Genomic DNA, 22,765 nt, shown 5'->3' on the forward strand with positions numbered 1-22,765 from the left:
TGCGCTTACTTGTTTTATTGAGCTTTTTCAAGATCAGCGGCAGGGCCGAAGAACTCAAAATGAACTTGTTCTTTTCTTACACCAGAGTGGTATAAAGTAGAGATGACAAATTCCATGAAACCAGCTGGACCACAAACATACACATCGCTATCTGTCTTCACCATATCCTTGAGGACAGTTTCATCGATTCTTTTATCTTCATAATATGTCTGATACGTTAAATTAGGCATTTTTTCTTGAATGCTTTGGATCTGCTTAGTGAAAGCAGCAAACTCTGGAGTGCGGGCAGCTTGCAAAAAGACGACTTCGTGCTTGGAATCTTCTGCTGCTAGAGTCTCTAACATACTCATGATTGGCGTAATTCCAACACCACCTGCGATGAAAGTAATCGGTCTATCCGCATTTTTATCAAGTGTGAAGACACCAGCAGGTGCACTTATCTCGAGTTTGTCTCCTTCTTTTACTTGTTCATGTAAGTAGACAGAAACCTTGCCATCGGGATTATTATCGTCTTCTTTCTTCACGGAAATACGGAACGTATCCGATGAAGGCGTCTTAGATAAACTGTACTGACGAATCATCATGTATTTTTCCCCAGGTATGGATACACGGACGGAAATATACTGACCTGGTTCGAAATCAGGTACACGTTCCGAATCAGCAGGTTTCAAGTAGAATGACGTGATAACATTACTTTCTTGGACTTTCTTTTCGACGACAAAGTCTTTAAAGAATGCCCAGCCGCCTTCTTTCTTTTCATTCTCTTCATACATATTCGCTTCAACACCGATGAAGGCATCAGCGATGACACCATATGCTTCTTCCCATGCTTTCAAAATTTCAGGTGTCGCAGCATCTCCAAGAACCATTTTGATTGCTTTAAGTAAGTATTCGCCTACAACTGGGTAATGTTCAGGTTTTACACCTAAGCTCACATGCTTGTGAGAAATCTGTACGACTGTCGGCAGAATGGCTTCCAGCTTATCGATATGTACTGCAGCTGCATAGACAGCATTAGCGAGTGCTGTTTGCTGTTTGCCTCTTGCCTGATTTGCATGATTGAAAATGTTCAGAAGTTCAGGGTGTGCTTTAAACAATTCTTCATAGAAGACAGTAGTAATTTGAGTACCGTGTTCTTCTAGCACAGGTACCGTGCTTTTGATGATGTCGATAGTTTCTTTTGATAACATGTTGGATTCCTTCTTTCATCGATCTATCTCTATCATAGAACTAAATGCAGATAAAAGATATATTTTAAATACCACTTTAACGAAAATGTCACATTCTCTTTATGCCCATTCATTTATTCAGTTATGCTATAATCCTCAAGAAGAGGAGGATGTACCAAGATGCGATTGACGATGTATACCGATTTTTCTCTAAGGATCCTTCTTTATTTGGGAACGAAAGAACCAGACAAGCTATCGACTATTCAAGAAATTGCGACAGCATATCATATATCTAAAAATCATTTAATGAAAGTGGCGCATGAATTGCGCCAGGCTGGCTATATTGAAGCTGTTCGGGGGCGTTCCGGAGGTATTAAACTGGCACGTGATCCAAAAGCAATCAATATCGGAGCGGTTGTGCGTAGAATGGAAGATGATTTTTATTTGGTGGAATGCTTCAATAGGGATAACAATACATGTCCGATTGCTTCTGTTTGCGGTTTGAGGGGAATATTAGGTAAGGCACTGCAGGCTTATCTTCAGGTGCTGGATGCGTATACCTTGCAGGATCTATTAGAGAATGAAGCGGATTTGCGGATGCTGCTTCGATAAACAACAATTGAACTAATACCTTACTTAAATAAGAACAGCCTCTCCGGCATAAGGAGAGGCTGTTCTTATTTGAAGCGGTAGTAGTGGTACCCGTCTGTGTAGTCCTCTGTTTGACTTGTATCATGTGATTCTTGATCCTCAGAGCGCTGCTGGCTGCATTCGTCTGGCGGGCCGATGATGATGGTCTGGTTGTTGAGCGGGCGCAATGTTTCCTGAAGTTTTGTTTTATCCAAGCAATAGGTTTTAGCGAGTACTTCTGCCGGTGTCCTCGCCAGGATATCCGAGCCGAAAATATATTCAGGGTATGGTGCGTCGAAAATTGCCAGCAGATGCGTTTGATCTTCTGCTGCTGTTTCCCAGTGCCACCAGCCTTGCGGGACATTCGCGACTTGGCCCCGGGTGATGCGGATGTTTTCGACTTTGTTTGTGAATGGATTGATCAGGGAAACTTGAGCTGATCCGCTTATACAATAAACAAGTTCTGCAGCGTTTTGATGATAATGGGGTTCAACTGTTTTCCCTTTGCTCAAATATATATCCAGAAGAGATACGTCTCCGAGTGTATTCAATACATCCCGGCCAAGCCGGTTAATATAATTGCGGTTATTCCGAGTGAACAGGCGGTTTTTATTCACATCGCTAAAATACTGGACATTGCCCTTCGTATAGTCCATGTACTCATTTTCTTTCCCCATACCGTCCCCTTCTTTCTATTGAAATGCTTCGAAGTTAGATTATGCAAGAGGCAGGCTTTTGGATTTTATAAAAAGGGGTTCCATATTTATACAAATCCGTGTACGCTGATGAAGGTTGTGTACGGACACACAAAAAACATATTCGTGAATTACTGTATACATAATTAACTGTCGTATTACATAAAGGAGTAAAACATGAGAAAACGAGGTATAACCATCAAGCTGTTCGCTGTGACAGCTTTATTCTTCTTGGCATTTTACGCTATGATAATGATTTTTCAGCTTGTGTTCTTTGATAGCTTTTATCAGCACTATAAAACAAAAGAAGCTGCCGAGCATCTGCATTCATTAGCAGATGGTTATAAGGAGAATTCCTGGAGCTCTGACGAGCTGACGAAGCAGACGCTATCTTATATGAAGGAGACAAAAAGTCCGTTAACGATTGTAGATGAAGAGGGATATCAGCTGGTGGAGGATCCATTCCACATTAAGCTGGAAACAGAAGAAGGAGAAGTTCTCGAGGTAGCGTTATCTTTATTTGTCACTGATTATGGCATCGACTTGAATGCGCTGGACATCAGTGAAGGAGATGCGTTAGTAGTTAATGGAGAAACAGATTTGTCGGTCACTTCGGTCATTTATCCATCTGTTATTACGAAGGATGAGGCAAGTGTCGGCGAACATCTCGAAGAAAATGAAATGACATGGAAAGGTAAAGTAAAAAGCGTTTCGCTGCCTCGGGGCGGTATGTCCAATAGAGGATTAGGTCTCCTTTATGATGCCCTGCTGGAATGGTTCCCGCTTGATGAAGATCTGCTGAAGCAGCTTAACAAAGGTGGGAGTCAACAGCTGGACTGGATAGAATCATGGAGTGGAAAGCATAACCTTGTACTGATTGAACCAGTCAAAAAGGATGGAGAGATGCAATACTTGTTCTCTGTTACATCCTTGCAGGAAACAAAAGATACAAATCAAGCACTGCGCGTATTTTATCTGTATATCGGCATCGCGGGTTTCGTCCTCATTCTCTTGCTTTCTTTGTTCTACTCGCGTCTTGTGAGCAGTCCGTTGATCAAGCTGAATGAAATGGCTAAAAAAATGGTCCACCTAGACTTTTCGTCGGTGAAGCCAATCAAGCAAAAAGATGAACTTGGCAGCCTTTCCAATAGCATGCTGATCATGGCACAGAACTTGGATGTAGCACTGGATGACTTGAAGCAGGCCAATGAAAAGCTGAAGCAGGATATGGAGAAACGTAAACAGATGGAAAAAGCGCAGCGTGAATTCTTTGAGCATGCTTCACATGAGCTGAAGACGCCGCTCAGTATTGTCAAAAGCTTCGCAGAAGGGCTGCAGGATGGAATCAGTCCGGACAAACAGGATCACTATATTGACGTGATCATTGAGGAATCCGACAAGATGCAAGTGCTGATAGGAGATATGCTTGATTTGGCCAAGCTTGAGAACGGAGCTATTAAACTAAGGAAATCATCATTCCTTCTGAGTGAAATGATAGAAGATCTGTCCGACAAACTATACTGCATGGCAAAGGAAAAGCAGGTATCCATTGAAGTGATGCCTAGGAATGAGATGCCGATCACAGCAGATTATGAATGGATGGAGCGGGTGATGCGGAATCTGCTTGTTAATGCAGTCCGTCATAGTGAAACAGATTCTGTCATTACTATCCGTATTGAAACAGATCTGGTTACCGCCCGCAGTGTGTTCATGATTGATAACAAGGGTTCCCAAATACCGGAGGAGCAGCTTGATAAAATCTGGAACCGTTTTTACCGCACAGAGGCATCCCGTAGCAGATTGACAGGCGGTACAGGTTTGGGACTTGCAATCGTACAGCAAATTCTCGATTTGCACCACTTCAGCTACGGAGTGGAGAATACGCCAGAAGGAGTCCGTTTCATCGTGCGATTTTATAAGTAATGGGGAAAATTACTTATTTGGACACATGAAGGACATATGAGCTTGTTAATTTATGTATATCAGTTGGAAGGAAGGATTCACGATGAGAAAGAAAGTGCTGCTTGTCGAGGATGAATTACGCATCCGGGAAGTAGTGGCGGACTACTTTAAAATGGATGGATGGGAAGTGCATGAAACCGATAATGGCAGCAGTGCTATTGATTGGTTTGATGCTATTTATCCCGATCTGGTCATACTGGATATCATGATGCCGAAGATGGATGGATTTGCGGTTACAAAAGAGGTCCGTGCAAAATCGGGTGTGCCGATCATCCTGTTGACAGCCAAATCCAGTGATGATGATAAAATTCATGGATTCGATCTGGGAGCAGATGATTATGTAACGAAGCCGTTTAGTCCGAAAGTTCTAGTTGCGCGGGCTAATTCCTTGATGAAGCGAGCGACAGAACATTACTTGCCAAATGGTCATATGCTCAGCTTCGGTCATGCCGTGGTCAATACAAAGTCACGTCAGCTGGAAGTGGATAAACAGCAAGTCGAGCTGACACCGAAGGAATATGATCTGCTGCTGCTTCTGCTGCAGCATAAAAATAACGTCCTTTCACGTGAAACAATTCTGAATCATGTATGGGGCATAGACTTCGAAGGGGACAATCGAGTCGTAGACACGCATATTAAGAAGCTGCGAGCCAAGCTTGGTGATGAGTCCCATCATATCCGGACTGTCATAGGCACCGGGTATAAATTTGAATAGAAGGCAGAGGGAGAAATGAATAAGATCAAGCAGCTGTATGCACATACAGGTGTCCGCTTTGTCGTGCATACATGTTTTTATTTGGCAATACTTATCACCTTGTTCATGCTGTATGGCTTCCATACAGCCAATACAGGCAACTACATATATAACGATTTTTAATTGGAGAAGATATCACAATGAAACTTTTAACAACTATTGCACAGCATGCGGCAATTAGACCGGAGCAGACGGCATTCCGTAATGGGGAGGATGCGATCAGCTACAGGATGCTCTGGGAGCGCTCGGACAGACTGGCAGCTCTTATCCAAAATAGCTGTCAGCTTGAACGGCAGACGCCGATTGTTGTGTACGGTCATATGGGAACGGATATGCCGGTATCCTTCCTTGCCTGTGTAAAGGCTGGCTATCCTTACATCCCTATCGATACATCCATTCCGATGGAAAGGGTGCGGCTTATCGTGGAGAAATCCGGAGCGGGCTTGGTCATCAATACAACTGATTCTGACCTTAGGCTCGATAATATTGCAGTTTTATACCCAGCAGCTCTAAAGCTGGAACAAGAAGAAAATATTATCGATCGTGACTTGTGGGTGAAGGAAGATGAAGTATTTTATATCATCTACACATCCGGAAGCACCGGGAATCCGAAAGGTGTGCAAGTAACAGCAGCGAACCTGCAATCCTTCACGGATTGGATGACGAGTGACTTTCCGCTCGAACAAGGAAAAGTATTCCTGAATCAAGCACCATTCTCATTTGATTTATCTGTGATGGATTTCTATCCGGCGTTACAAAGCGGAGGTACCATCCATGCGCTGATGAAAGATGTGATCAATAAGCCAAAGCAGCTGTTTGAAAACCTCAGCAATTCGGCTTTGCAAATTTGGACTTCTACACCATCCTTTGTTCAAATGTGTCTTCCTAACCCAGACTTCAATGCGGAGATGCTTCCAGAGCTGGATACCTTCCTATTCTGTGGAGAAGTTCTGCCGCTTGCGACAGCAAAAGAATTGAAGGAGCGTTTCCCGCAAGCGAGGATTTTCAATACATACGGACCAACAGAGGCAACAGTTGCCGTGACGTCGATCGAAGTGACACCGGAATTGCTGGCAAAAGAGGAAGCATTGCCGGTCGGCCGTCCGAAACCGGATATGCGGATTCTCGTCGTGGACGAAGCAGGTAATCCAGTGCCGGATGGAGAAAAAGGTGAGCTTATTCTCGTGGGACCGAGTGTGACAAAAGGGTACCTTGGTGAGCCGCTGCTGACAGAACAAGCATATGGCATTCTGTATGATATGCAAGCTTATCAAACTGGAGATGCTGGTTTTATCAAGGACGGATTAGTTTACTGCCAAGGCAGACTGGATTATCAGATCAAGCTGCATGGCTACCGGATGGAGCTGGAGGAAATCGAGTTCCACTTACATCAATCCGAATATATCAAGTCTGCCATTATCATTCCTTATGTGCCGGAAGAGGAAATTGAATATTTGATTGCCGCTGTCGTCCCAGAGGAACATGACTTTGAAAAAGAGTACCAGCTCACAGCAGCTATTCGGAAGGATCTTGCTTTGCGGCTGCCAGCTTATATGATTCCGCGTAAATTCACTTATCATTCAATCATTCCAATGACAATGAACGGGAAAGCCGACCGTAAGAAGATGAAGGAAGAGGTATTCGCATGACCCCGTATAGTTCGTTCCTTTTCTTTATTATTCTAGGCATCCTGCTGCTGCCAACGATGATTCTCGGTATCATGGGCAAGCAATTGCGCTATTACAATGTGTTCGTTTCGATTGCTGTCCTGGCCTTGATCTTTTCAGGCGGAGATGAAGGGTTTTATTCACTCATCATCTTCACTATCTTGCAGCTGGTGCTGATCAAAGGTTATATCTCATATAGGCAGAAAAAGAATAGCAGTCTTGTATTCTATCTAATGAGTTTCTTGTCAATTTTGCCTTTGATCTTATCGAAGATTCTGCCGTTCCTGGCTGTGGATAACTGGGCAAGCTTTCTCGGAATCTCGTATCTGACATTCCGTGCTGTACAAGTCATCATTGAAACGAGAGATGGTTTGATCAAACAGCAGCTGTCGATTTATCAGCTTGTTAATTTCATGCTGTTTTACCCGACGATTTCGTCTGGTCCGATTGATCGGTTCCGACGTTTTCAGAAGGACGAAGAAAAGCGATGGACGCCAGAAGAATACAAGGAGCTGCTTTATAAAGGGATCAATAAGATCTTCCTCGGTTTCTTGTATAAGTTCATCATCGGGTATGCAATCAACACCTATTTCATCATGAATCTCGATCATATCGCAGACGGCCGGTTCAGCTATCATCTGCTGTATATGTACAGTTATAGCTTATATCTGTTCTTCGACTTTGCGGGGTATACGTTATTTGCAGTCGGTGTCAGCTATATGATGGGCATACGTTCACCGGAGAACTTCAACATGCCGTTCATCAGCCGTAACATTAAGGATTTTTGGAACCGATGGCATATGTCGCTGTCATTTTGGTTCCGAGACTATGTGTTCATGCGATTCGTCTTCCTGATGAAAAAGAAAAAATGGATCCAAAACAAAATGCTCGTTTCAAATCTCGGCTATATCCTGCTATTTCTGCTGATGGGAGTATGGCATGGATTAGCAATTCAGTATATTGTCTATGGGGCTTATCACGCCTTGATGATGACAGCTTTCAATTATTTTGAGACGTGGAATAAAAAACATAAGCGCTGGCCGACAGGCAAGATTATGACAATTGTGTCGATTGTCATTACTTTTCATGTCGTCTGTTTCGGATTTTATCTGTTTTCCGGCAGACCATTTCAATAAAAGGGGAATATATTAATGGATTTCAAAGAGAAAGTACTACAAGTTATTGCAGAAGTTTGTGAAGATGATGTTGTAAAAGAGGAGCACGATCTAGATATTTTCGAAGCAGGATTGCTGGATTCCTTTGCAACAGTGGAGCTGATTGTTCAATTTGAAGAACAGCTTGGCATCAATGTACCGATTACAGAGTTCGACCGTGATACGTGGAATACACCAAATGCAATTATCGAACGTCTGAATGAGCTGAAATAATGAAGAAGAAGTATCTATTCGGACCGATTATTTTAGCATTGGTCCTGTTTGCCGGTCTCGTCTTTGTGCCGGCTTCCTGGCTGGCTAAACTGGTGCCGGCAGATCGATTGCAAGAGTCAGCAACCAGTCTGGAACCGAATATGTTTCAGGGAACATATTTACAAAGTGAGATGCTTGCTGATCCAGGATATGTTCCGATTTACGGATCCTCCGAGCTATCACGCTGGGATCCGTTTCATCCGTCGAATTACTTCGAAGCAACGGGAGCTGATTTTACTCCTTATTTAGTGGGAAAAGGCGGTACAACATCCATCATCAATGATCTCAACTTTGCAACACAAGCTGACAAACTGAAGGATAAAAGGATGGTGATCATCGTGTCACCGCAGTGGTTCGTAAAACATGGTACAGATGAACAGCATTTTGCGCCTAATTATTCGTCCTTGCAGGCATACCAGCTGCCATTCAATAAAGAAATAGATGAGCAGGTGAAGCAGAGATTGATGCAAAGGCTGATGACATATGACGCGGTGAAGAATGACACGATGCTCTTTCAGCTTTACGATGCATACTTAGATGAAAAGAAAATCAAGTTCAATCTATTATCCGCTCCAGCTAAAGCTTACATATCCATGCTGAAGAAGAAGGATTTATATTTCACACTCATCAAGGATGAGCCGTCGAACCGGCATCAGTCGGATAAAGTGAAGGACAAGACTTGGGAGGAACTGCAGGCTCAAGCGGATGCTTACGGTGAAAAACGCACGAAGAATTCAAAATTCCATATCGACTATAAGGTATATAAACATAAGAAGAGCCATATAAAAGAAATGGAAGGCAAAAACAAAGGACATTCCTATGCGGAATCTCCTGAATACGGGGATTTCCAGCTGATGCTGGATATTCTGAAAAAAGCAGATGCTAAACCGCTCTTTGTCATCATCCCAGTTAACGGAGAGTATTACGATTACACAGGATTCCCAAAACAAGGGCGGGAAGACTATTATAATCGTATTAAAAAGCAGATTGATGATAATGGTTTTACCTATGCCGACTATTCCGGGCACGAATATGATCCGCATTTTATGCGTGACACGATTCATATCGGCTGGAAGGGCTGGGTTTACTTAGACGAAGACATGGAGAAATTCCTTCAATAGAAAAGACGATTCACCAATCCGGTGGATCGCTTTTTTTCGTATCAACACTAGAATCTCTCCAAACTGGTTAGACTATGAAAAAAGAGTCTAAGGAGAGATGAGGTTTGAGGAAAACGATTATTGCATTAAGCTTTCTATTCATATGCTTCATGGTGGTCTCCTTTGTGATAGAACTTAAAAATGGAGATACAAATTCCTGGACGAAAGGCGGAGGCAGGGTAATTATGAGTGCACTGCCGCTTGGCTTGCTCTTTTTCCAGCGCACGCCATTCCGTGTACCGCATATTCTCGGATTTTATGGCCTGCTTATCTGTACGTTTATCTTGGGTGCTATCTTCCATTTTTATGATAAGTACAAATGGTGGGATGTCACGCTTCATGTAGTTGGAAGCATGTATATCGCTTGGCTTGCACTGGCCGTCTATCGTTATAAAGTGCTGCGGCCAGCAGGCATCTATATTTCACGGTGGATCATCTTCCTGTTTGTCTGCGGTATGGCAACGATAGGAAGTGCAATATGGGAAAGCGTCGAATTTATTGGAGACATGACGGTGACAAGTGTGATGCAGCGAAGCGGAAACACGGATACAATGACAGATTTGATTGCTGGTTTGCTCGGAGGAGTCATCCTCGGAATTTATGCTTTATTCCGAAATAAGCCGCTTGAAGGGAAAGAGATACGCGGGTGAAGAGAGTTGCAATTAACATTGCAGCTCTTTTTTTATGGTGGTTATCAGGTTAATTCACGCTGCAAATACATGTCTCGCAGAAAGTGAATGGTATGTGCCAAGTAAATACTTACTCCATTCAATGATTTATGTTGCATTTGCAACAAATTATTGATTAAATAGATTTATAAATAATGAAGGTAGGGCGTATGATGGCTTCATATAAAATGATACAGGATAAGAGTGATTTAGAAAAAGCGAAGGAAATAAGATTAGCGGTGTTTGTGGAAGAGCAAGGGGTCGCGTTAGAGGATGAATTCGATCAGTTTGATGAGTTAGAAAATGGCTGCCAACATATCCTTGTCTATCATGAAGGAGAAACAGTTGGAACAGGCCGTATTCGTTATGTAGATGATTACGCTAAATTGGAACGTATTTGCATGCTGAAGCAGTATCGAAAGTATGGATTGGGCAGTGTCATCATTTCAAGTCTTGAAGAGATAGCGAAGCAGACAGGCAAAAAGAAATACAAACTCCATGCGCAAGTCCAAGCAAAAGGATTCTATGAAAAGCTAGGATACAAAGGCGTTTCAGATGAATTCGATGAAGATGGGATTCCTCATCTTATTATGGAGAAACAGGAAAATGAGGGTTAGGGGCATATTCTTTTTTTCAGGTCTTCTCTTGATGACGCTTGGAATTGCTTTAACTATAGAAGCGGATTTGGGCACATCGCCGTTCGATGCAGTACTTGTTGGACTAGCTGAAAGTGCAGGGATGACAGTAGGAATGTGGGAAATCATCCTGGCAGGTCTTTTTATTATGGTAAATTCCCTGCTTACTCGTACAGCACCTGAATTAGCTGGTTTGCTGACTGCATTCGCAACTGGTCTTTTTCTTGATGGATGGTTATTTGTGCTGTCAGGAATGCATCTGGAGTCGATCATCACCCGAACGGGTTTGTTCCTTGCTGCACAGCTGCTGCTTGCGGCAGGAACAGCATTGTACCTGCATACAAAGTTCGCACCTATTCCGATTGACCGGCTTATGCTTGTCTTAATCGATAAGCTGCATACAAGTGTAGCCGCTGCCAGGACATTTTTATATGCGATTTGCCTTGTATCTGCTTTTTTGCTTGCTGGTCCTATTGGACCGGGTACGGTGCTGACTGTTTTATTAGGAGGCATTTTGCTGCAATATGCATTTATTGTTCTTCATCGCTTCGGCATAATGCCAATCTATGAATCGTCTGACTCTTAACGGAAGACGATTCATTTTTTTATTTCCGATATAGCGCTTACATAGTGTTATTACTTTGTTAGAATGGAAGCAGAGTGATTGCGCTGTATCATGGGCGCCAAATGAACCTGGAAAGGGGCAGTTGGGATGAAGGCTACAGATGCACAGGATTTAATGCAATTGACAGACCAATACGGAGCGAATAATTATCATCCGCTTCCAATCGTCATAGCGAAGGCGGAGGGAGTTTGGGTAGAGGATACCGATGGCAAGCGCTACATGGATATGCTTAGTGCCTATTCAGCAGTGAATCAGGGGCATCGGCATCCGAAAATAATGGAAGCGCTAATCAACCAGGCACAGAAGGTTACGCTCACTTCCCGTGCTTTCCATAATGATCAGCTAGGATTATGGTATGAAAAAGTTGCGGCTTTAACGGGGAAGGACATGATTCTGCCGATGAACACTGGTGCTGAAGCTGTGGAGACAGCTTTCAAGACGGCCAGACGCTGGGGGTACGATGTAAAAGGGATTGCTGATGACCTTGCAGAAATCATTGTGTGCAGCGGAAATTTCCATGGGCGGACAATGGCTGCAGTCTCGTTATCCTCAGAAGCGGAATACCGCCGCGGATTCGGTCCGATGATTCCAGGAATTAAGATAATTCCGTACGGTGATCTGGATGCTTTGAAGTCGGCCATCACGCCAAATACTGCGGCCTTCATACTGGAACCGATCCAAGGGGAAGCTGGCATTATTATTCCGCCAGAAGGGTATCTGAAAGCAGCATCGGAATTATGTAAGCAAGAGAATGTCCTATTCATTGCTGACGAGATCCAAGTAGGACTGGGACGTACAGGTAAGCGATTTGCTTGTGACTGGGAAGATGTCACTCCTGATTTGTTTATCCTTGGCAAGGCGTTAGGCGGCGGAGTCTTTCCTATCTCCTGTGTGGCAGGTAATAAAGATGTGATGGGAGTCTTCAACCCTGGCTCACACGGTTCCACATTCGGGGGTAATCCGTTAGCGTGTGCTGTTTCGATTGCTGCGTTGGATGTGCTCGAAGAAGAAAATCTCGCCGCCAGGTCTCAGCGTCTTGGAGCGTATCTACAGAGTCAGCTGCAGCAGCTGACATCGGATAAAATCAAAGAAGTCAGAGGCAGAGGATTGTTTGTCGGTATCGAATTGACGGAGCCGGCAAGGCCATTTTGCGAGAAATTGAAGGAGCTAGGTGTGCTTTGCAAGGAGACACATGAAACAGTCATACGCATTGCGCCGCCTTTGATCATTACCGAGGATGAGCTGGAATGGGCTCTGGAACGACTGAAGCAAGTATTGCAGTAAAAGACAAAAGGGAGAGATATCGATGAAACTGGGAACAAGTGAATTGAACACATCCCCAATTGCTTTAGGGTGTATGCGGATGAGTGATCTGAATACGCAGGAAGCTGTTAAAGTGATAGAGACGAGTACTGAGGCTGGCATCAACCTATTCGATCATGCTGATATTTACGGCGCAGGAGCGTCAGAGGAGGTTTTTACTTCAGCACTTAAAGAAAGCACGATTAAGCGGGAGGATGTAATTCTACAATCAAAATGCGGAATCCGCAAAGGATATTTCGATTTTTCGAAGGAACATATCCAGTCCAGTGTGGATGCTATCCTCAACAGGCTGCAGACAGATTATCTCGATATCTTATTGCTGCATCGTCCTGACGCACTGATGGAGCCGGAGGAAGTGGCAGAGGCTTTTCAACATCTGAAGGAAAGCGGAAAGGTGAAATACTTCGGTGTCAGCAACCATCATCCTCATCAAATAGAGCTGCTGAAGCAATATGTGAAAGAAGATTTGATCATCAATCAACTGCAGTTCAGTCTTATGCATACGCCTCTAATTGACGCCGGTTTGAATGTAAACATGCAAAATAGAGAATCAGTCGTACGGGACGGAGGTTTACTCCCTTATAGTCAGCTTAATAAGATGACGGTACAAGCTTGGTCTCCATTCCAATTTGGGATGATTGAAGGTGTATTCGTCGACAATCCAGACTTCCCGGAAGTTAATGCAGTCTTGCAGGAACTTGCTGATGAGTATGCTGTTAGCAAGTCAGCGATTGCGATTGCCTGGATACTGCGCCATCCTGCATCTATCCAAGCGGTCATCGGTTCTATGAACCCGGACCGAATCCAGTCGATCTGTAAGGCGCAGGATGTACAGCTGACTAGGGAAGAGTGGTATAAATTGTATCGAGCAGCAGGTAATAATCTGCCTTGATGATAAGATAGAAGACAAGCGGATTGCCTATCGGGCAATCCGTTTCTATTCGTATGGTAATAACTAGTAAAATAGCCTTGACATGTGACACGGTGTCACATATAATCAATTTATCATCAATTGTGACACAGTGTCATATGTTTAGGCAGGAGGGAAGAAATGCCGAAACAAACCTTTCTTTCTTTACCGGAAGATAAACAGAATACACTGATTCAATCAGCAAAAAAAGAATTCTCCCGTGTCCCTCTGCATGAAGCGTCTATAGCGAACATCATTAAAGATGCCGGAATACCGCGAGGCAGCTTTTATCAGTATTTCGAGGATAAGGAAGACCTGTATTATTATTTGCTGAATCAGGTAGCGCAGGAGAACAATAAAAAGCTGAATTCTATTCTTCAGGAAAAGAAAGGTAATTTATTTGAAGCCTTGGTGGAACAGTTCCGATATATGATTTCTTTACGTCATCATGAAGAGCATAATGACTTTCTTCGGTATGCTTTTCTGAATATGAACCATAGGAAAGAAAATACTATGGCAAATAACATATATAAAGAAAGCTTGAAGAATGAACGTTCTCAAACACTTGAGATGGTGGATACCTCTTATCTGAACATTGAAGATAAGCAGGAATTGACGCATGTCATCAGGATCGTTGGAGCTATTACTTTTCATAATCTTGTGCAGGTATTTGTTCATAATCTTACGGATGAAGAAGCCATTTTCAATTATGAAGCACAAATTAGCTTGATAAAAAAAGGACTGCAAAGAAAAGAGGTCGACTGATGTACAGCACTGTAATCAAGAAAAGCGATGATTTGATGAAGAAGCTAGTTGAGACTCTGCAAAAACAAGGAATCAACGCAACACTCTGCAAACGGCCGCTTTTGCAGCACTAAAAATTGAATAAAGGGAGATAGAAATTTGAACACCGAAGCAACACAACCAAGAAAAGTACCTTATTTGATGCTGGCAATTTTATTTGTAGGAGCGTTTGTCTCCTTTTTGAATAACTCTTTACTGAATGTCGCCTTGCCATCAATCATGGTTGACTTAAATATTGAGGATTATTCCACAGTCCAATGGCTTGCGACTGGTTATATGCTGGTCAGCGGGGTGCTGATTCCAGCCTCCGCATTTTTAGTTACTCGGTTCTCCAACCGAATGTTGTTCATTACATCAATGATCATCTTTACATTAGGTACGGCTTTGGCGGCTTTCGCACCGAACTTCGGCCTATTGCTGACTGGACGGATGGTCCAGGCAGCAGGTTCTTCTGTAATGGGTCCTTTGCTTATGAACATCATGCTCGTCAGCTTCCCGCGTGAAAAACGCGGTACAGCCATGGGTATTTTCGGTTTAGTTATGATCACAGCACCAGCTATCGGACCTACTTTGTCAGGTTATATCGTAGAGTACTATGACTGGCGTCTATTGTTTGAAATGATTCTTCCTTTGGCAGTGATCAGTTTGTTACTTGCTGTCTGGAAGCTTAAGAATGTGATGCAGCAAAATACAGAAGCTACACTTGATTATCTATCTGTAGTGCTATCTTCCATCGGTTTCGGTGGCTTGCTTTATGGATTCAGTTCCGCAAGCTCTGATGGCTGGACAGATCCAATCGTTCTAACGACATTGATTGTCGGTTCAATTGCTTTAGTCATCTTTGTTATGCGTCAGTTGCGCATGGAGAAACCATTGCTGGATTTGCGTGTTTACAAGCATCCGATGTTTGCACTTTCTTCCGTTATTTCTGTCGTAAACGCTGTGGCTATGTTCTCAGGTATGATCCTGACACCGGCATACGTTCAGAATGTACGCGGAATCTCACCTTTGGATTCCGGATTGATGATGCTTCCAGGTGCCATTATCATGGGTGTGATGTCACCGATTACCGGCCGGTTGTTCGATAAATTCGGACCGCGTATTTTGGCAGTTGTCGGATTGGCTATCACGGCTGTTTCTACTTATATGCTTGCTCACTTACAGCTGGATTCCAGCTATGCCTATATCATTTTCATCTACACATTGCGGATGTTCGGTATGTCTATGGTAATGATGCCGATCATGACAAATGGTCTGAATCAGCTTCCAACTGTTCTGAACCCGCATGGTACAGCTGTTAATAACACGGCTCAGCAGGTATCTGGTTCAATCGGTACAGCAATCCTTGTAACGATTATGAACACTGTAACGAAAAATGAAGGCGAAAGCTTGATGGCAGGAGTGGACCCAGCCACTTTAACAGAAGCAACTACTGCACTAATGACGCAGAAAGCATTGTTGGCGGGTATCCATGCTTCCTTCTATGTAGCACTAGCGATTAACATTGTGGCACTTGTGCTTGCACTGTTTGTAAAACGTGTCGACACGAGCAGTGATGCTGTAAGGAAAATCGAAAAACAAGAAGTCAGCAGTCAGGTTAATCCTGAGCCTGCAAAATAAAAAGAATGGATCCGGTCTTGCCGGATCCATTCTTTTTTTTGTAGGATATATCACATCCACTAAAGCCCGACACATATTCCTCACTCTTTTTATCTTAAGAAAATCTTAAGAATTTTCTTCCAAAAATTATATTGATTACCTTTTGGCAGTAGTGTACTATCTCATTAGTACAATTTTTGGAACTTATCATTTCTCTAAACGTAATAGAAGAGGAGAGAGTAAAGGGAGTAAAGGGAGGAAACAGATGCAAACGCAAGTAAAAGAACCCCAGCATAAATTGCCGAAAGAATCATTGCGCGTTGGATTAATAGGCGATGGCATCTTTGATGTAGTCGTACTGCTGATTTTTGCGGTCCTATTTGGATTGGATTATCTATTCGAATGGCCGGCTTGGATTGGAACAGTGCTTTTGATATTACTTATCGTCTCTATTCCGTTAGGTATTATCGGTTATTTGGCAACAGTCATCGATCATCGCAACTGGCGCTACGACATAGACGAGGAATATGTTCAGCTGAGACAGGGTGCATGGTTCCAAAAGGATCAGCTAATTCCGGTGACAAAAATCCAATCTGTCGAAACGAAACAAGGGCCTTTGCTAAGGAGATATAATCTTCGGGCCGTAGAGATCGAGACAATGGCTGGCGAATACAGCATCCCGGCATTACCTGATAAAGAAGCCTATGCACTGAGGGATGAAATTGCAGCGTATAGCAAGGCAAAGGAAGAGGATGACTGATGGAGAAAAGACGTTATCATCCAGCCATTATGCTTTTTGGTATCGCAAAAACAATTAGGAATTGGATATTCCCTCTCATTATTGCTGTATTTTTTACTGATACAGATGGATGGGGTACATATGCGAAATATGGCGTCTTAGCCATTTTAATTCTTTCCATTACCAGTGATATCCTCAAATGGTTTTTTGAGAAGTACACAGCCGATGAGCGAGCGTTCCATCTATACAGCGGCATCTTCTCAAAATCTAGCCGAACAGTTCCATACGAGAAAATCCAAAATGTAACGAGGCACACAAATCTTCTGCATCGCTTGCTTCGATTGACTGCGATTAAATTCGAAACAGGATCCAAGGAGAAAGCTGTAGAATTCGAGGTCCTAACTAAAGAAGAAGCCTTTCGTTTAGAGCAGCTGACAAAAGGAACTGTACAGGAGGCATTTCCTATACAGAACACAGTGATCAGCGAAGAAGTCCTGGAAGAAGAAGATACGGTATCTGAACAGAGTGTTCCTCGTACTGAGAAGAAAACGATCCATTTCAAGCCGACAAAAAAAGAGCTTATCAGAGCGTCCTTCACGTCCCTGAGTTTTTTACTCGTTGTACCGCTGTTGATTTCTTTCGTTCTGAAATTCGATATTTTCTTTGATTGGAGCGAAATACGTCAGTATTTACCGCTATTGAAAGTCTGGTGGATTACGACGCTTGGTGTTATTGGAATAGTTGTGATATCCCTGCTTGCCGGGATGTGGCGAGTCGTGCAGAAGTACGGTAACTATGAGCTCGCGTCTGATGATTCCCATATGTATATCCAGACGGGACTTTTAAGTGAGTCAGCCTTTTCCATCCGAAAAGATCGGGTGCAAGGGATTGAGATTACGCAGCCGATATTACATCGATTGTTAGGATTAGCGAAAGTGAAGCTGATCAGTACAGGTTCACTGGATATTAGTGATGAGACTGAAACGATCAACTCGTTATATCCATATTTTTCGCTAAAGCAGGCACAAGCTATGATTTCGGAGGTAGTACCGGAGTATCAGGTACAGCTTTCGATGGAGAAGCTTGAGCAAAAAGTACTGATTTACCGCCTGCTCCAGCCAAGTATTATATGGCTCGGAGTGACCATCACCTTGTACTTCTGGCGTCCAGAATTGCTAGGCTATGAAATGAAGTGGTGGATGGTATCTCTTGTTCTGCTAATTTTGATAGGTATGTATCGCTATTTGAATTTTAAACATACAAGCTATTTGATCAGCGAGAAATTCTTCCAGATAAAAACGGGAGCATTCACAACGACACTGTTTGTGACAAAAAGAAATAAAATGATCGAGATTGCCAGGAATCAGAATCCTCTCCAGCGCTGGCTCAACTTGGCAACAATCGAATCAGTCAATCGGGCTAAGCCCGTTTTGCATAATAAAATCAAAGATATTCCAGCAAGCGAAGCGAACCGTTTTTATGAATGGTTTCACCAACGGACAAGAGATGTCCGGAGGCAATAGGGAAAAAGGGACAGCTCAATATGTGCTGTCCCTTTTTATTTAAAACCCCTCTCGAGGGATTTCTCTTCCTTCTCCATTTTTAAGAGATCCGTCTTTCCTTACATTATCGATCTTCCCGTCTATGGTTCCTTCGGTGTAAGTATCTGTAACTTGTTCATGTGTAAGGGCTGTGCCCTTATCGATAAGATCTGTATAGCTATAATCTTTTGCATCATACATCTTTTCAGCAACTTCATTGGCAGTTTCTTGCTTTGATTTAGCCATCTGTATTCCTCCTTCCGTATAGACATTAGTTTCTCAAAATAAAGACAAAATATGTTCGGTAGTTTGAATGGTCATAAATGGTGTATATATAATGCAAATGTCCTGTTTGGCAGGGGAAGTGTTTATCACCGTCAATATATGGGAAATCTTGAAGTGAGAAAGCGTATGGTGCAGAAATTTGGCATAAGAAAAACCTTTACTATGTAAACGCTTTCATTATAGAATCTATATAAGAAAGTTCTGCATCCTCAAAAATGAAGGAGTGGACAGAAATGAAAAAAAATGAAAACAATTTTTTCGTAGGGTTATTATATGGTACAGGCTTGAGTATTCCGCTTTGGGTGACATTTTTTGCAGTAGTGAAAGGTATTACTGAAGTGCTAACCTAAAGCATGAAAAAGCGTCAGCTGCGGCTGTCGCTTTTTTTCATGTATACTAATAGAAAAAAGGACGTTTTACAATGCAGGATTTCAATACGATCTATAAATTGATGGAAAGTGCTTTTCCTCCCGAGGAATATCGCAGCTATGCGGAGCAAAAAACGCTGCTAGAGAGGGACGATTATCACATTCATGTATATGAAAAACAGGGTGAATTTGCGGCATTCTGCGCGATTTATACATTGCCAGAGTTAGCATTTATCGAACACATTGCAGTCAATGAAGATTTTCGAGGCCAAGGGATGGGCAGTAAAATCATGAGGGAAGTCATAGAAAGCTTGGATAAACCAATTATTCTTGAGGTGGAGCCGCCAGATGGGGGAGAGAATGCTGCCCGGCGTGTGCGGTTCTATGAAAAGCTCGGGTTTCACTTGCACGACTTTCCTTATGAGCAACCGCCCTTACGCCGGGGAGAGGAACCACTTCCTTTGCAGCTTATGAGCTATCCACATGCTTATGATGCTAAAGCATTCGGGCGGGTAAAGAATACGATTCTCCAGAATGTGTATGGAATTTAAAAGAACGCCTGCCCGGCGTTCGTCTCGTTAGCGGTAATCATGCTTGTCTTTCCGATAGGCACGAAGGGTCGTCCGTAAGGCTGCATAGCTTCCAATAGCAGCATAGCCATAAAAATATCCCATAAATATTGCAGCAATGAGATTGTGGGGATGGCTGAAAAAGATAGATAAAATCAAACCGCTCAGTAAGGCAATCGTAGGCGTATACTTGCCGGGAAGCGGCAGCAGATGCTTCACGATTTGCGTAAAAATAAGAACGATGGGTACACCAAGCACGGCATCCCAGAAGTTTGTTATGATCATAGGAAATTCCAACGTCCCTACCTCCTTTGTATAACGTATGCTGGGCTGTCCCAACTTATTAAGGCTACAGGTAAATTTCCTTCGCGAGCAGAAAAACCGTTTAGCAAAAGGCGTGGTTGGGAAACAGATTATTAAGAAAACTAGCAATATATTAGAAGTGCATCTTTACGATTGACCTGCATATATGGGATGGTGTATAGTGGATGTACACTAGATATTGTGTTACGGAGGCCGGTAATATGCAAAGATACCTATTCGAGTACAAAATCCTGCCAACTGGCGAAACAAGTGAATTCAGTCACGTTGCAGCTTCTGAAGAAGAAGCCCGCCAGTCCATTAAGGAACGTGTGGCAGATTTGGAATTCGTTGAACCAGAAGAAGTCGAAATCGGCAGCTTGCTGCGTACATTGGATGCAAGCAAACGCTATTACGAATGTGAAGGATGTACCTGATAAAAAAAGCGACCCAGAGCTGATGCTCATGGGTCGCTTTTTTTATAGCTTAAACACAGCAATCGATTCATTCAGCTGACGGCTTATATGCGTCAGTTCTTCTGCGGATGCTGCAATATTTGCAACAGCTTGAATCTGGTCAGCGATGGATGCTGCTATTTCTTCCACACTGGCAGCCGTTTCTTCAGATACACTGGATGCATTCTGGATGCTGTCCGTAATGTCATTCGTTTGTGCAGTGACTTGTTTGATTTCTTCAATTAGTCTGCTGCCAGCATTCTTCGTAGCTTCTGCTGCAGCTTCTATAGCCGCAAATTCAGCTGCGGTAGCAACGACAGAGTGATTCAGCTGTTCTGCCTGCTGCTTATTGGACTCAATCCGGGCTACATTCTCTGCCGCTTCTTTTGTAATGGAGCTGATCATTTGCTGGATTTCCTTTGTAGCACCATTAGACTGATCAGCCAGCTTCCGAACTTCACTTGCAACCACAGCAAAGCCTTTGCCGTGTTCTCCAGCCCGTGCTGCCTCGATACTTGCATTTAGAGCAAGCAAATTCGTCTCTTCTGTGATACTTTCGATAACATCGGTAATTCTTACTATTTGCTGCAGGTTCTTATCGAGTTCCTGCATTCCGGCTGAGATAGCTTCTACGGACTGCATCGATGCATTGTTGGCTGACGTCAAATCATGCATCATATCGCTGCCTTTTGCCGTTGCTTCACTTGTTTGAAGTGCCGCTTGGGCGATTGCATCACTTTGTGCTGTCATCAGGCGGATGCTATCGTTGAATCCGCTTAGATGATAGGTTGTTGTTTCCAGATCAGAGGCTTGAGAGCTGGCTCCTTGGGCGATGTCGTCTACTGCTACCCCGACCTGTTCACTGCTTGCAGATGTTTCCTCACTTACAGCGGAAAGCTCCGAAGCTGCATCTGACACTTTATCACTGGATTGAATGATGCTTTGTACCAAAGCACGCAGTTCGCCAGACATCTTTGTGAAAGCATTACTCAAGACGCCTATTTCATCTTTTGTTTCTTTGAGCTCCTGTTCTCTAAAATCACCAGCGGCGAGCTGTGTAGCTGCGTCCGTCACTTCTTTTAATTGTGCCAATTTAGGACGGATCAGGAAATAGAAAAGAACAAGGCTGATTAGTGTGATACCAATCGTTACGCCGATGATAATCCATTTGACTGTCTCCAAATCCTTATAAAACATGTCAGTATAGACCGTAATACCAACCGTCCAGTTCCAGGGCTGGAAATAGTTCACGTAAGCCATCTTTTCTCTGACTTCTCCTGTTTTTTCATCTGTGTCATCGTAGCTCATGAAGCTGTCATTATCATTCGTCGATTGCGCTAATACAATCAAGTCTTCGCGATTTTTCTTCGTGCTGTCATCTCCCGGCGGCGAGCCAATTTCCTCTCTTGGATGAAGCACCATATTTGCCTTGGAATCGTAAGCGATAATATAGCCAGCGCCATTTTTATAATTGAAATTTGATTGCGATAAATCATGCGCGCCGCCCTCTATAGGACCGTTCAATATAGTACGGGCTTCTTCTTGTGCTTCTTCTAAGGTCATTTCACCATTTTCCACGCGCTCGTTCAACACTGTGAGAAGACTGGTGGCGCTGTTCGCCATATGCTGCAAATCCATCTTTCCAGCATCAATCAGTTCATTCTTTGCTGTTAAATAACTGATTGTCCCGACAGCCGCGCCGCAAATGATCGTGATCACTGCAACGACAATCATTAACCTTACTGCTAAGCCATGTCTCTTTTTCATGGTAATCCCCCTCTGAACATAGATCTGTTCACCTATATAATCGGTGTTTGAAAACGTTTGTGAAGTGAAATAGGAAAAGGATATTAAATTTCTGTAAAAAAATCCTCTGAAATTTGGAAAGGGAGATGCGAAATGACGGCGATAACGCATATTGGCATGACAGTTTCCAATCTTGATGCAGCGATCAATTGGTATAAGGAGGCATTGGGCTTCCGAATCATTGCGGGACCATTCGATATGAAAACGGAAGAGGGAGACATGACCCGCGATCTTCAGGGAGATGAAGTGAAGCATATTCGGAATGTCCATATGAGTGCAGCAAACCAGGTTGGCATAGAATTGTTCGAGTTTATCGTTCCGGAAACAAAGGGGGAGACTGTCAGGAAACCTTGGGATCCAGGGATATTCCATCTTTGCGTAGTGGCTGAAGGGGGAGATGTTCATGGAATGGCAAAAAAAATCGAGAAGACAGGCGGGAAGATTATCAGCAAGATATGGCCGCTCGATGAAGAAAAGGCCTATTACTTAGTTTATTGCCAAGATCCATTTGGAAACATTATCGAAGTTTACTCTCATAGTACAGAACAGATTTTTGCTAATCGTTAAGCAGCTCCATGGCAGTTTAGTAATGGGAAGAAGGTTATGCAGGGACACCCATGTCTGGAAAAACAAGTCTGCCATCTAGAACGTCTGCACCCTTTACCGGTTTGGGT

The 22,765-nt window shown here is 43.2% G+C and carries 25 protein-coding genes; 20 read left to right on the plus strand and 5 right to left on the minus strand.

Going from position 1 to position 22,765, the window contains the following annotated elements; all coding sequences use genetic code 11:
* Positions 1-14: 14 nt before the first annotated feature.
* Positions 15-1,190, minus strand: a complete 1,176-nt coding sequence (hmpA, locus tag CHH91_RS10500) for an NO-inducible flavohemoprotein (protein ID WP_095223393.1) — start codon at positions 1,188-1,190, stop codon at positions 15-17.
* 159 nt (positions 1,191-1,349) lie between these two features.
* On the opposite strand from hmpA, the gene CHH91_RS10505 reads away from it, so the two are divergent.
* A complete protein-coding gene (locus CHH91_RS10505) occupies positions 1,350-1,781 on the plus strand; it encodes an RrF2 family transcriptional regulator (RefSeq protein ID WP_095223394.1) in 432 nt (143 codons plus the stop codon).
* Between the two features lie 65 nt (positions 1,782-1,846).
* On the opposite strand, the gene CHH91_RS10510 is transcribed toward CHH91_RS10505, so the two are convergent.
* Positions 1,847-2,476 carry a cupin domain-containing protein gene (locus tag CHH91_RS10510; protein WP_095223395.1) on the minus strand — a complete coding sequence of 210 codons (630 nt, stop codon included), beginning with the start codon at positions 2,474-2,476 and terminating at the stop codon, positions 1,847-1,849.
* A gap of 195 nt (positions 2,477-2,671) precedes the next feature.
* On the opposite strand from CHH91_RS10510, the gene CHH91_RS10515 reads away from it, so the two are divergent.
* From CHH91_RS10515 to CHH91_RS10590, 16 genes are all read left to right on the plus strand, one after another.
* Positions 2,672-4,417 (plus strand): sensor histidine kinase, encoded by a 1,746-nt coding sequence (locus CHH91_RS10515; protein WP_095223396.1) that lies wholly within the window; start codon positions 2,672-2,674, stop codon positions 4,415-4,417.
* A gap of 82 nt (positions 4,418-4,499) precedes the next feature.
* The gene (locus tag CHH91_RS10520; RefSeq protein ID WP_095223397.1) at positions 4,500-5,171 is read left to right on the plus strand and encodes a response regulator transcription factor; all 672 of its coding nucleotides are present in this window, start codon (positions 4,500-4,502) and stop codon (positions 5,169-5,171) included.
* Positions 5,172-5,186: 15 nt separating this feature from the next.
* On the plus strand, positions 5,187-5,333 hold the full coding sequence (locus tag CHH91_RS10525; RefSeq protein WP_095223398.1) for a teichoic acid D-Ala incorporation-associated protein DltX: 147 nt from the start codon (positions 5,187-5,189) through the stop codon (positions 5,331-5,333).
* 17 nt (positions 5,334-5,350) lie between these two features.
* Positions 5,351-6,859 carry a D-alanine--poly(phosphoribitol) ligase subunit DltA gene (gene dltA / locus CHH91_RS10530; protein ID WP_095223399.1) on the plus strand — a complete coding sequence of 503 codons (1,509 nt, stop codon included), beginning with the start codon at positions 5,351-5,353 and terminating at the stop codon, positions 6,857-6,859.
* Positions 6,856-8,013 carry a D-alanyl-lipoteichoic acid biosynthesis protein DltB gene (gene dltB / locus CHH91_RS10535; protein WP_095223400.1) on the plus strand — a complete coding sequence of 386 codons (1,158 nt, stop codon included), beginning with the start codon at positions 6,856-6,858 and terminating at the stop codon, positions 8,011-8,013. The genes dltA and dltB overlap by 4 nt, the downstream gene beginning before the upstream one ends.
* 15 nt (positions 8,014-8,028) lie before the next feature.
* Complete coding sequence (gene dltC, locus CHH91_RS10540; protein WP_095223401.1) at positions 8,029-8,265, plus strand: D-alanine--poly(phosphoribitol) ligase subunit DltC; 237 nt, start codon at positions 8,029-8,031, stop codon at positions 8,263-8,265.
* A complete protein-coding gene (gene dltD, locus CHH91_RS10545; protein ID WP_095223402.1) occupies positions 8,265-9,425 on the plus strand; it encodes a D-alanyl-lipoteichoic acid biosynthesis protein DltD in 1,161 nt (386 codons plus the stop codon). The genes dltC and dltD overlap by 1 nt, the downstream gene beginning before the upstream one ends.
* A 104-nt stretch (positions 9,426-9,529) precedes the next feature.
* Positions 9,530-10,114, plus strand: a complete 585-nt coding sequence (locus CHH91_RS10550) for a DUF2238 domain-containing protein (protein WP_095223403.1) — start codon at positions 9,530-9,532, stop codon at positions 10,112-10,114.
* A gap of 188 nt (positions 10,115-10,302) precedes the next feature.
* Positions 10,303-10,749, plus strand: a complete 447-nt coding sequence (locus CHH91_RS10555; RefSeq protein ID WP_286160751.1) for a GNAT family N-acetyltransferase — start codon at positions 10,303-10,305, stop codon at positions 10,747-10,749.
* A complete protein-coding gene (locus CHH91_RS10560; RefSeq protein ID WP_095223404.1) occupies positions 10,739-11,353 on the plus strand; it encodes a YczE/YyaS/YitT family protein in 615 nt (204 codons plus the stop codon). The genes CHH91_RS10555 and CHH91_RS10560 overlap by 11 nt, the downstream gene beginning before the upstream one ends.
* Positions 11,354-11,479: 126 nt before the next feature.
* Positions 11,480-12,676: an ornithine--oxo-acid transaminase gene (locus CHH91_RS10565; RefSeq protein ID WP_095223405.1), complete on the plus strand. Its 1,197-nt coding sequence runs from the start codon at positions 11,480-11,482 to the stop codon at positions 12,674-12,676.
* Positions 12,677-12,698: 22 nt separating this feature from the next.
* Entirely contained in the window at positions 12,699-13,607 is a 909-nt protein-coding gene (locus CHH91_RS10570; RefSeq protein WP_095223406.1) for an aldo/keto reductase, read from the plus strand.
* 159 nt (positions 13,608-13,766) lie between these two features.
* A complete protein-coding gene (locus tag CHH91_RS10575; protein WP_095223407.1) occupies positions 13,767-14,390 on the plus strand; it encodes a TetR/AcrR family transcriptional regulator in 624 nt (207 codons plus the stop codon).
* Positions 14,391-14,570: 180 nt separating this feature from the next.
* Positions 14,571-16,049 carry a DHA2 family efflux MFS transporter permease subunit gene (locus tag CHH91_RS10580; protein WP_095223607.1) on the plus strand — a complete coding sequence of 493 codons (1,479 nt, stop codon included), beginning with the start codon at positions 14,571-14,573 and terminating at the stop codon, positions 16,047-16,049.
* Between the two features lie 244 nt (positions 16,050-16,293).
* Positions 16,294-16,788 carry a PH domain-containing protein gene (locus CHH91_RS10585; protein WP_095223408.1) on the plus strand — a complete coding sequence of 165 codons (495 nt, stop codon included), beginning with the start codon at positions 16,294-16,296 and terminating at the stop codon, positions 16,786-16,788.
* The gene (locus CHH91_RS10590) at positions 16,788-18,290 is read left to right on the plus strand and encodes a PH domain-containing protein (protein WP_095223409.1); all 1,503 of its coding nucleotides are present in this window, start codon (positions 16,788-16,790) and stop codon (positions 18,288-18,290) included. Before CHH91_RS10585 ends, CHH91_RS10590 begins: the two co-directional genes overlap by 1 nt.
* 39 nt (positions 18,291-18,329) lie before the next feature.
* Here CHH91_RS10590 and CHH91_RS10595 read toward each other — a convergent pair whose 3' ends face one another.
* On the minus strand, positions 18,330-18,554 hold the full coding sequence (locus tag CHH91_RS10595; protein ID WP_095223410.1) for a YozQ family protein: 225 nt from the start codon (positions 18,552-18,554) through the stop codon (positions 18,330-18,332).
* Between the two features lie 460 nt (positions 18,555-19,014).
* Between CHH91_RS10595 and CHH91_RS10600 the strand changes: the two genes are divergently transcribed.
* Positions 19,015-19,512, plus strand: a complete 498-nt coding sequence (locus tag CHH91_RS10600; RefSeq protein ID WP_095223411.1) for a GNAT family N-acetyltransferase — start codon at positions 19,015-19,017, stop codon at positions 19,510-19,512.
* A 27-nt stretch (positions 19,513-19,539) separates the two neighbouring features.
* Here CHH91_RS10600 and CHH91_RS10605 read toward each other — a convergent pair whose 3' ends face one another.
* Positions 19,540-19,827: a hypothetical protein gene (locus CHH91_RS10605; protein WP_095223412.1), complete on the minus strand. Its 288-nt coding sequence runs from the start codon at positions 19,825-19,827 to the stop codon at positions 19,540-19,542.
* A 227-nt stretch (positions 19,828-20,054) separates the two neighbouring features.
* Between CHH91_RS10605 and CHH91_RS10610 the strand changes: the two genes are divergently transcribed.
* Positions 20,055-20,267 (plus strand): hypothetical protein, encoded by a 213-nt coding sequence (locus CHH91_RS10610; protein WP_095223413.1) that lies wholly within the window; start codon positions 20,055-20,057, stop codon positions 20,265-20,267.
* A gap of 42 nt (positions 20,268-20,309) precedes the next feature.
* Here the strand turns inward: CHH91_RS10610 and CHH91_RS10615 are convergent, their stop codons facing one another.
* Positions 20,310-22,052 carry a methyl-accepting chemotaxis protein gene (locus CHH91_RS10615; RefSeq protein ID WP_176465757.1) on the minus strand — a complete coding sequence of 581 codons (1,743 nt, stop codon included), beginning with the start codon at positions 22,050-22,052 and terminating at the stop codon, positions 20,310-20,312.
* A 132-nt stretch (positions 22,053-22,184) separates the two neighbouring features.
* On the opposite strand from CHH91_RS10615, the gene CHH91_RS10620 reads away from it, so the two are divergent.
* Positions 22,185-22,658 carry a VOC family protein gene (locus tag CHH91_RS10620; protein ID WP_095223415.1) on the plus strand — a complete coding sequence of 158 codons (474 nt, stop codon included), beginning with the start codon at positions 22,185-22,187 and terminating at the stop codon, positions 22,656-22,658.
* Positions 22,659-22,765: the final 107 nt, after the last annotated feature.

Origin of the sequence: Virgibacillus sp. 7505 (assembly GCF_002272135.1) — a bacterium.
Classification (GTDB): domain Bacteria; phylum Bacillota; class Bacilli; order Bacillales; family Amphibacillaceae; genus Terribacillus.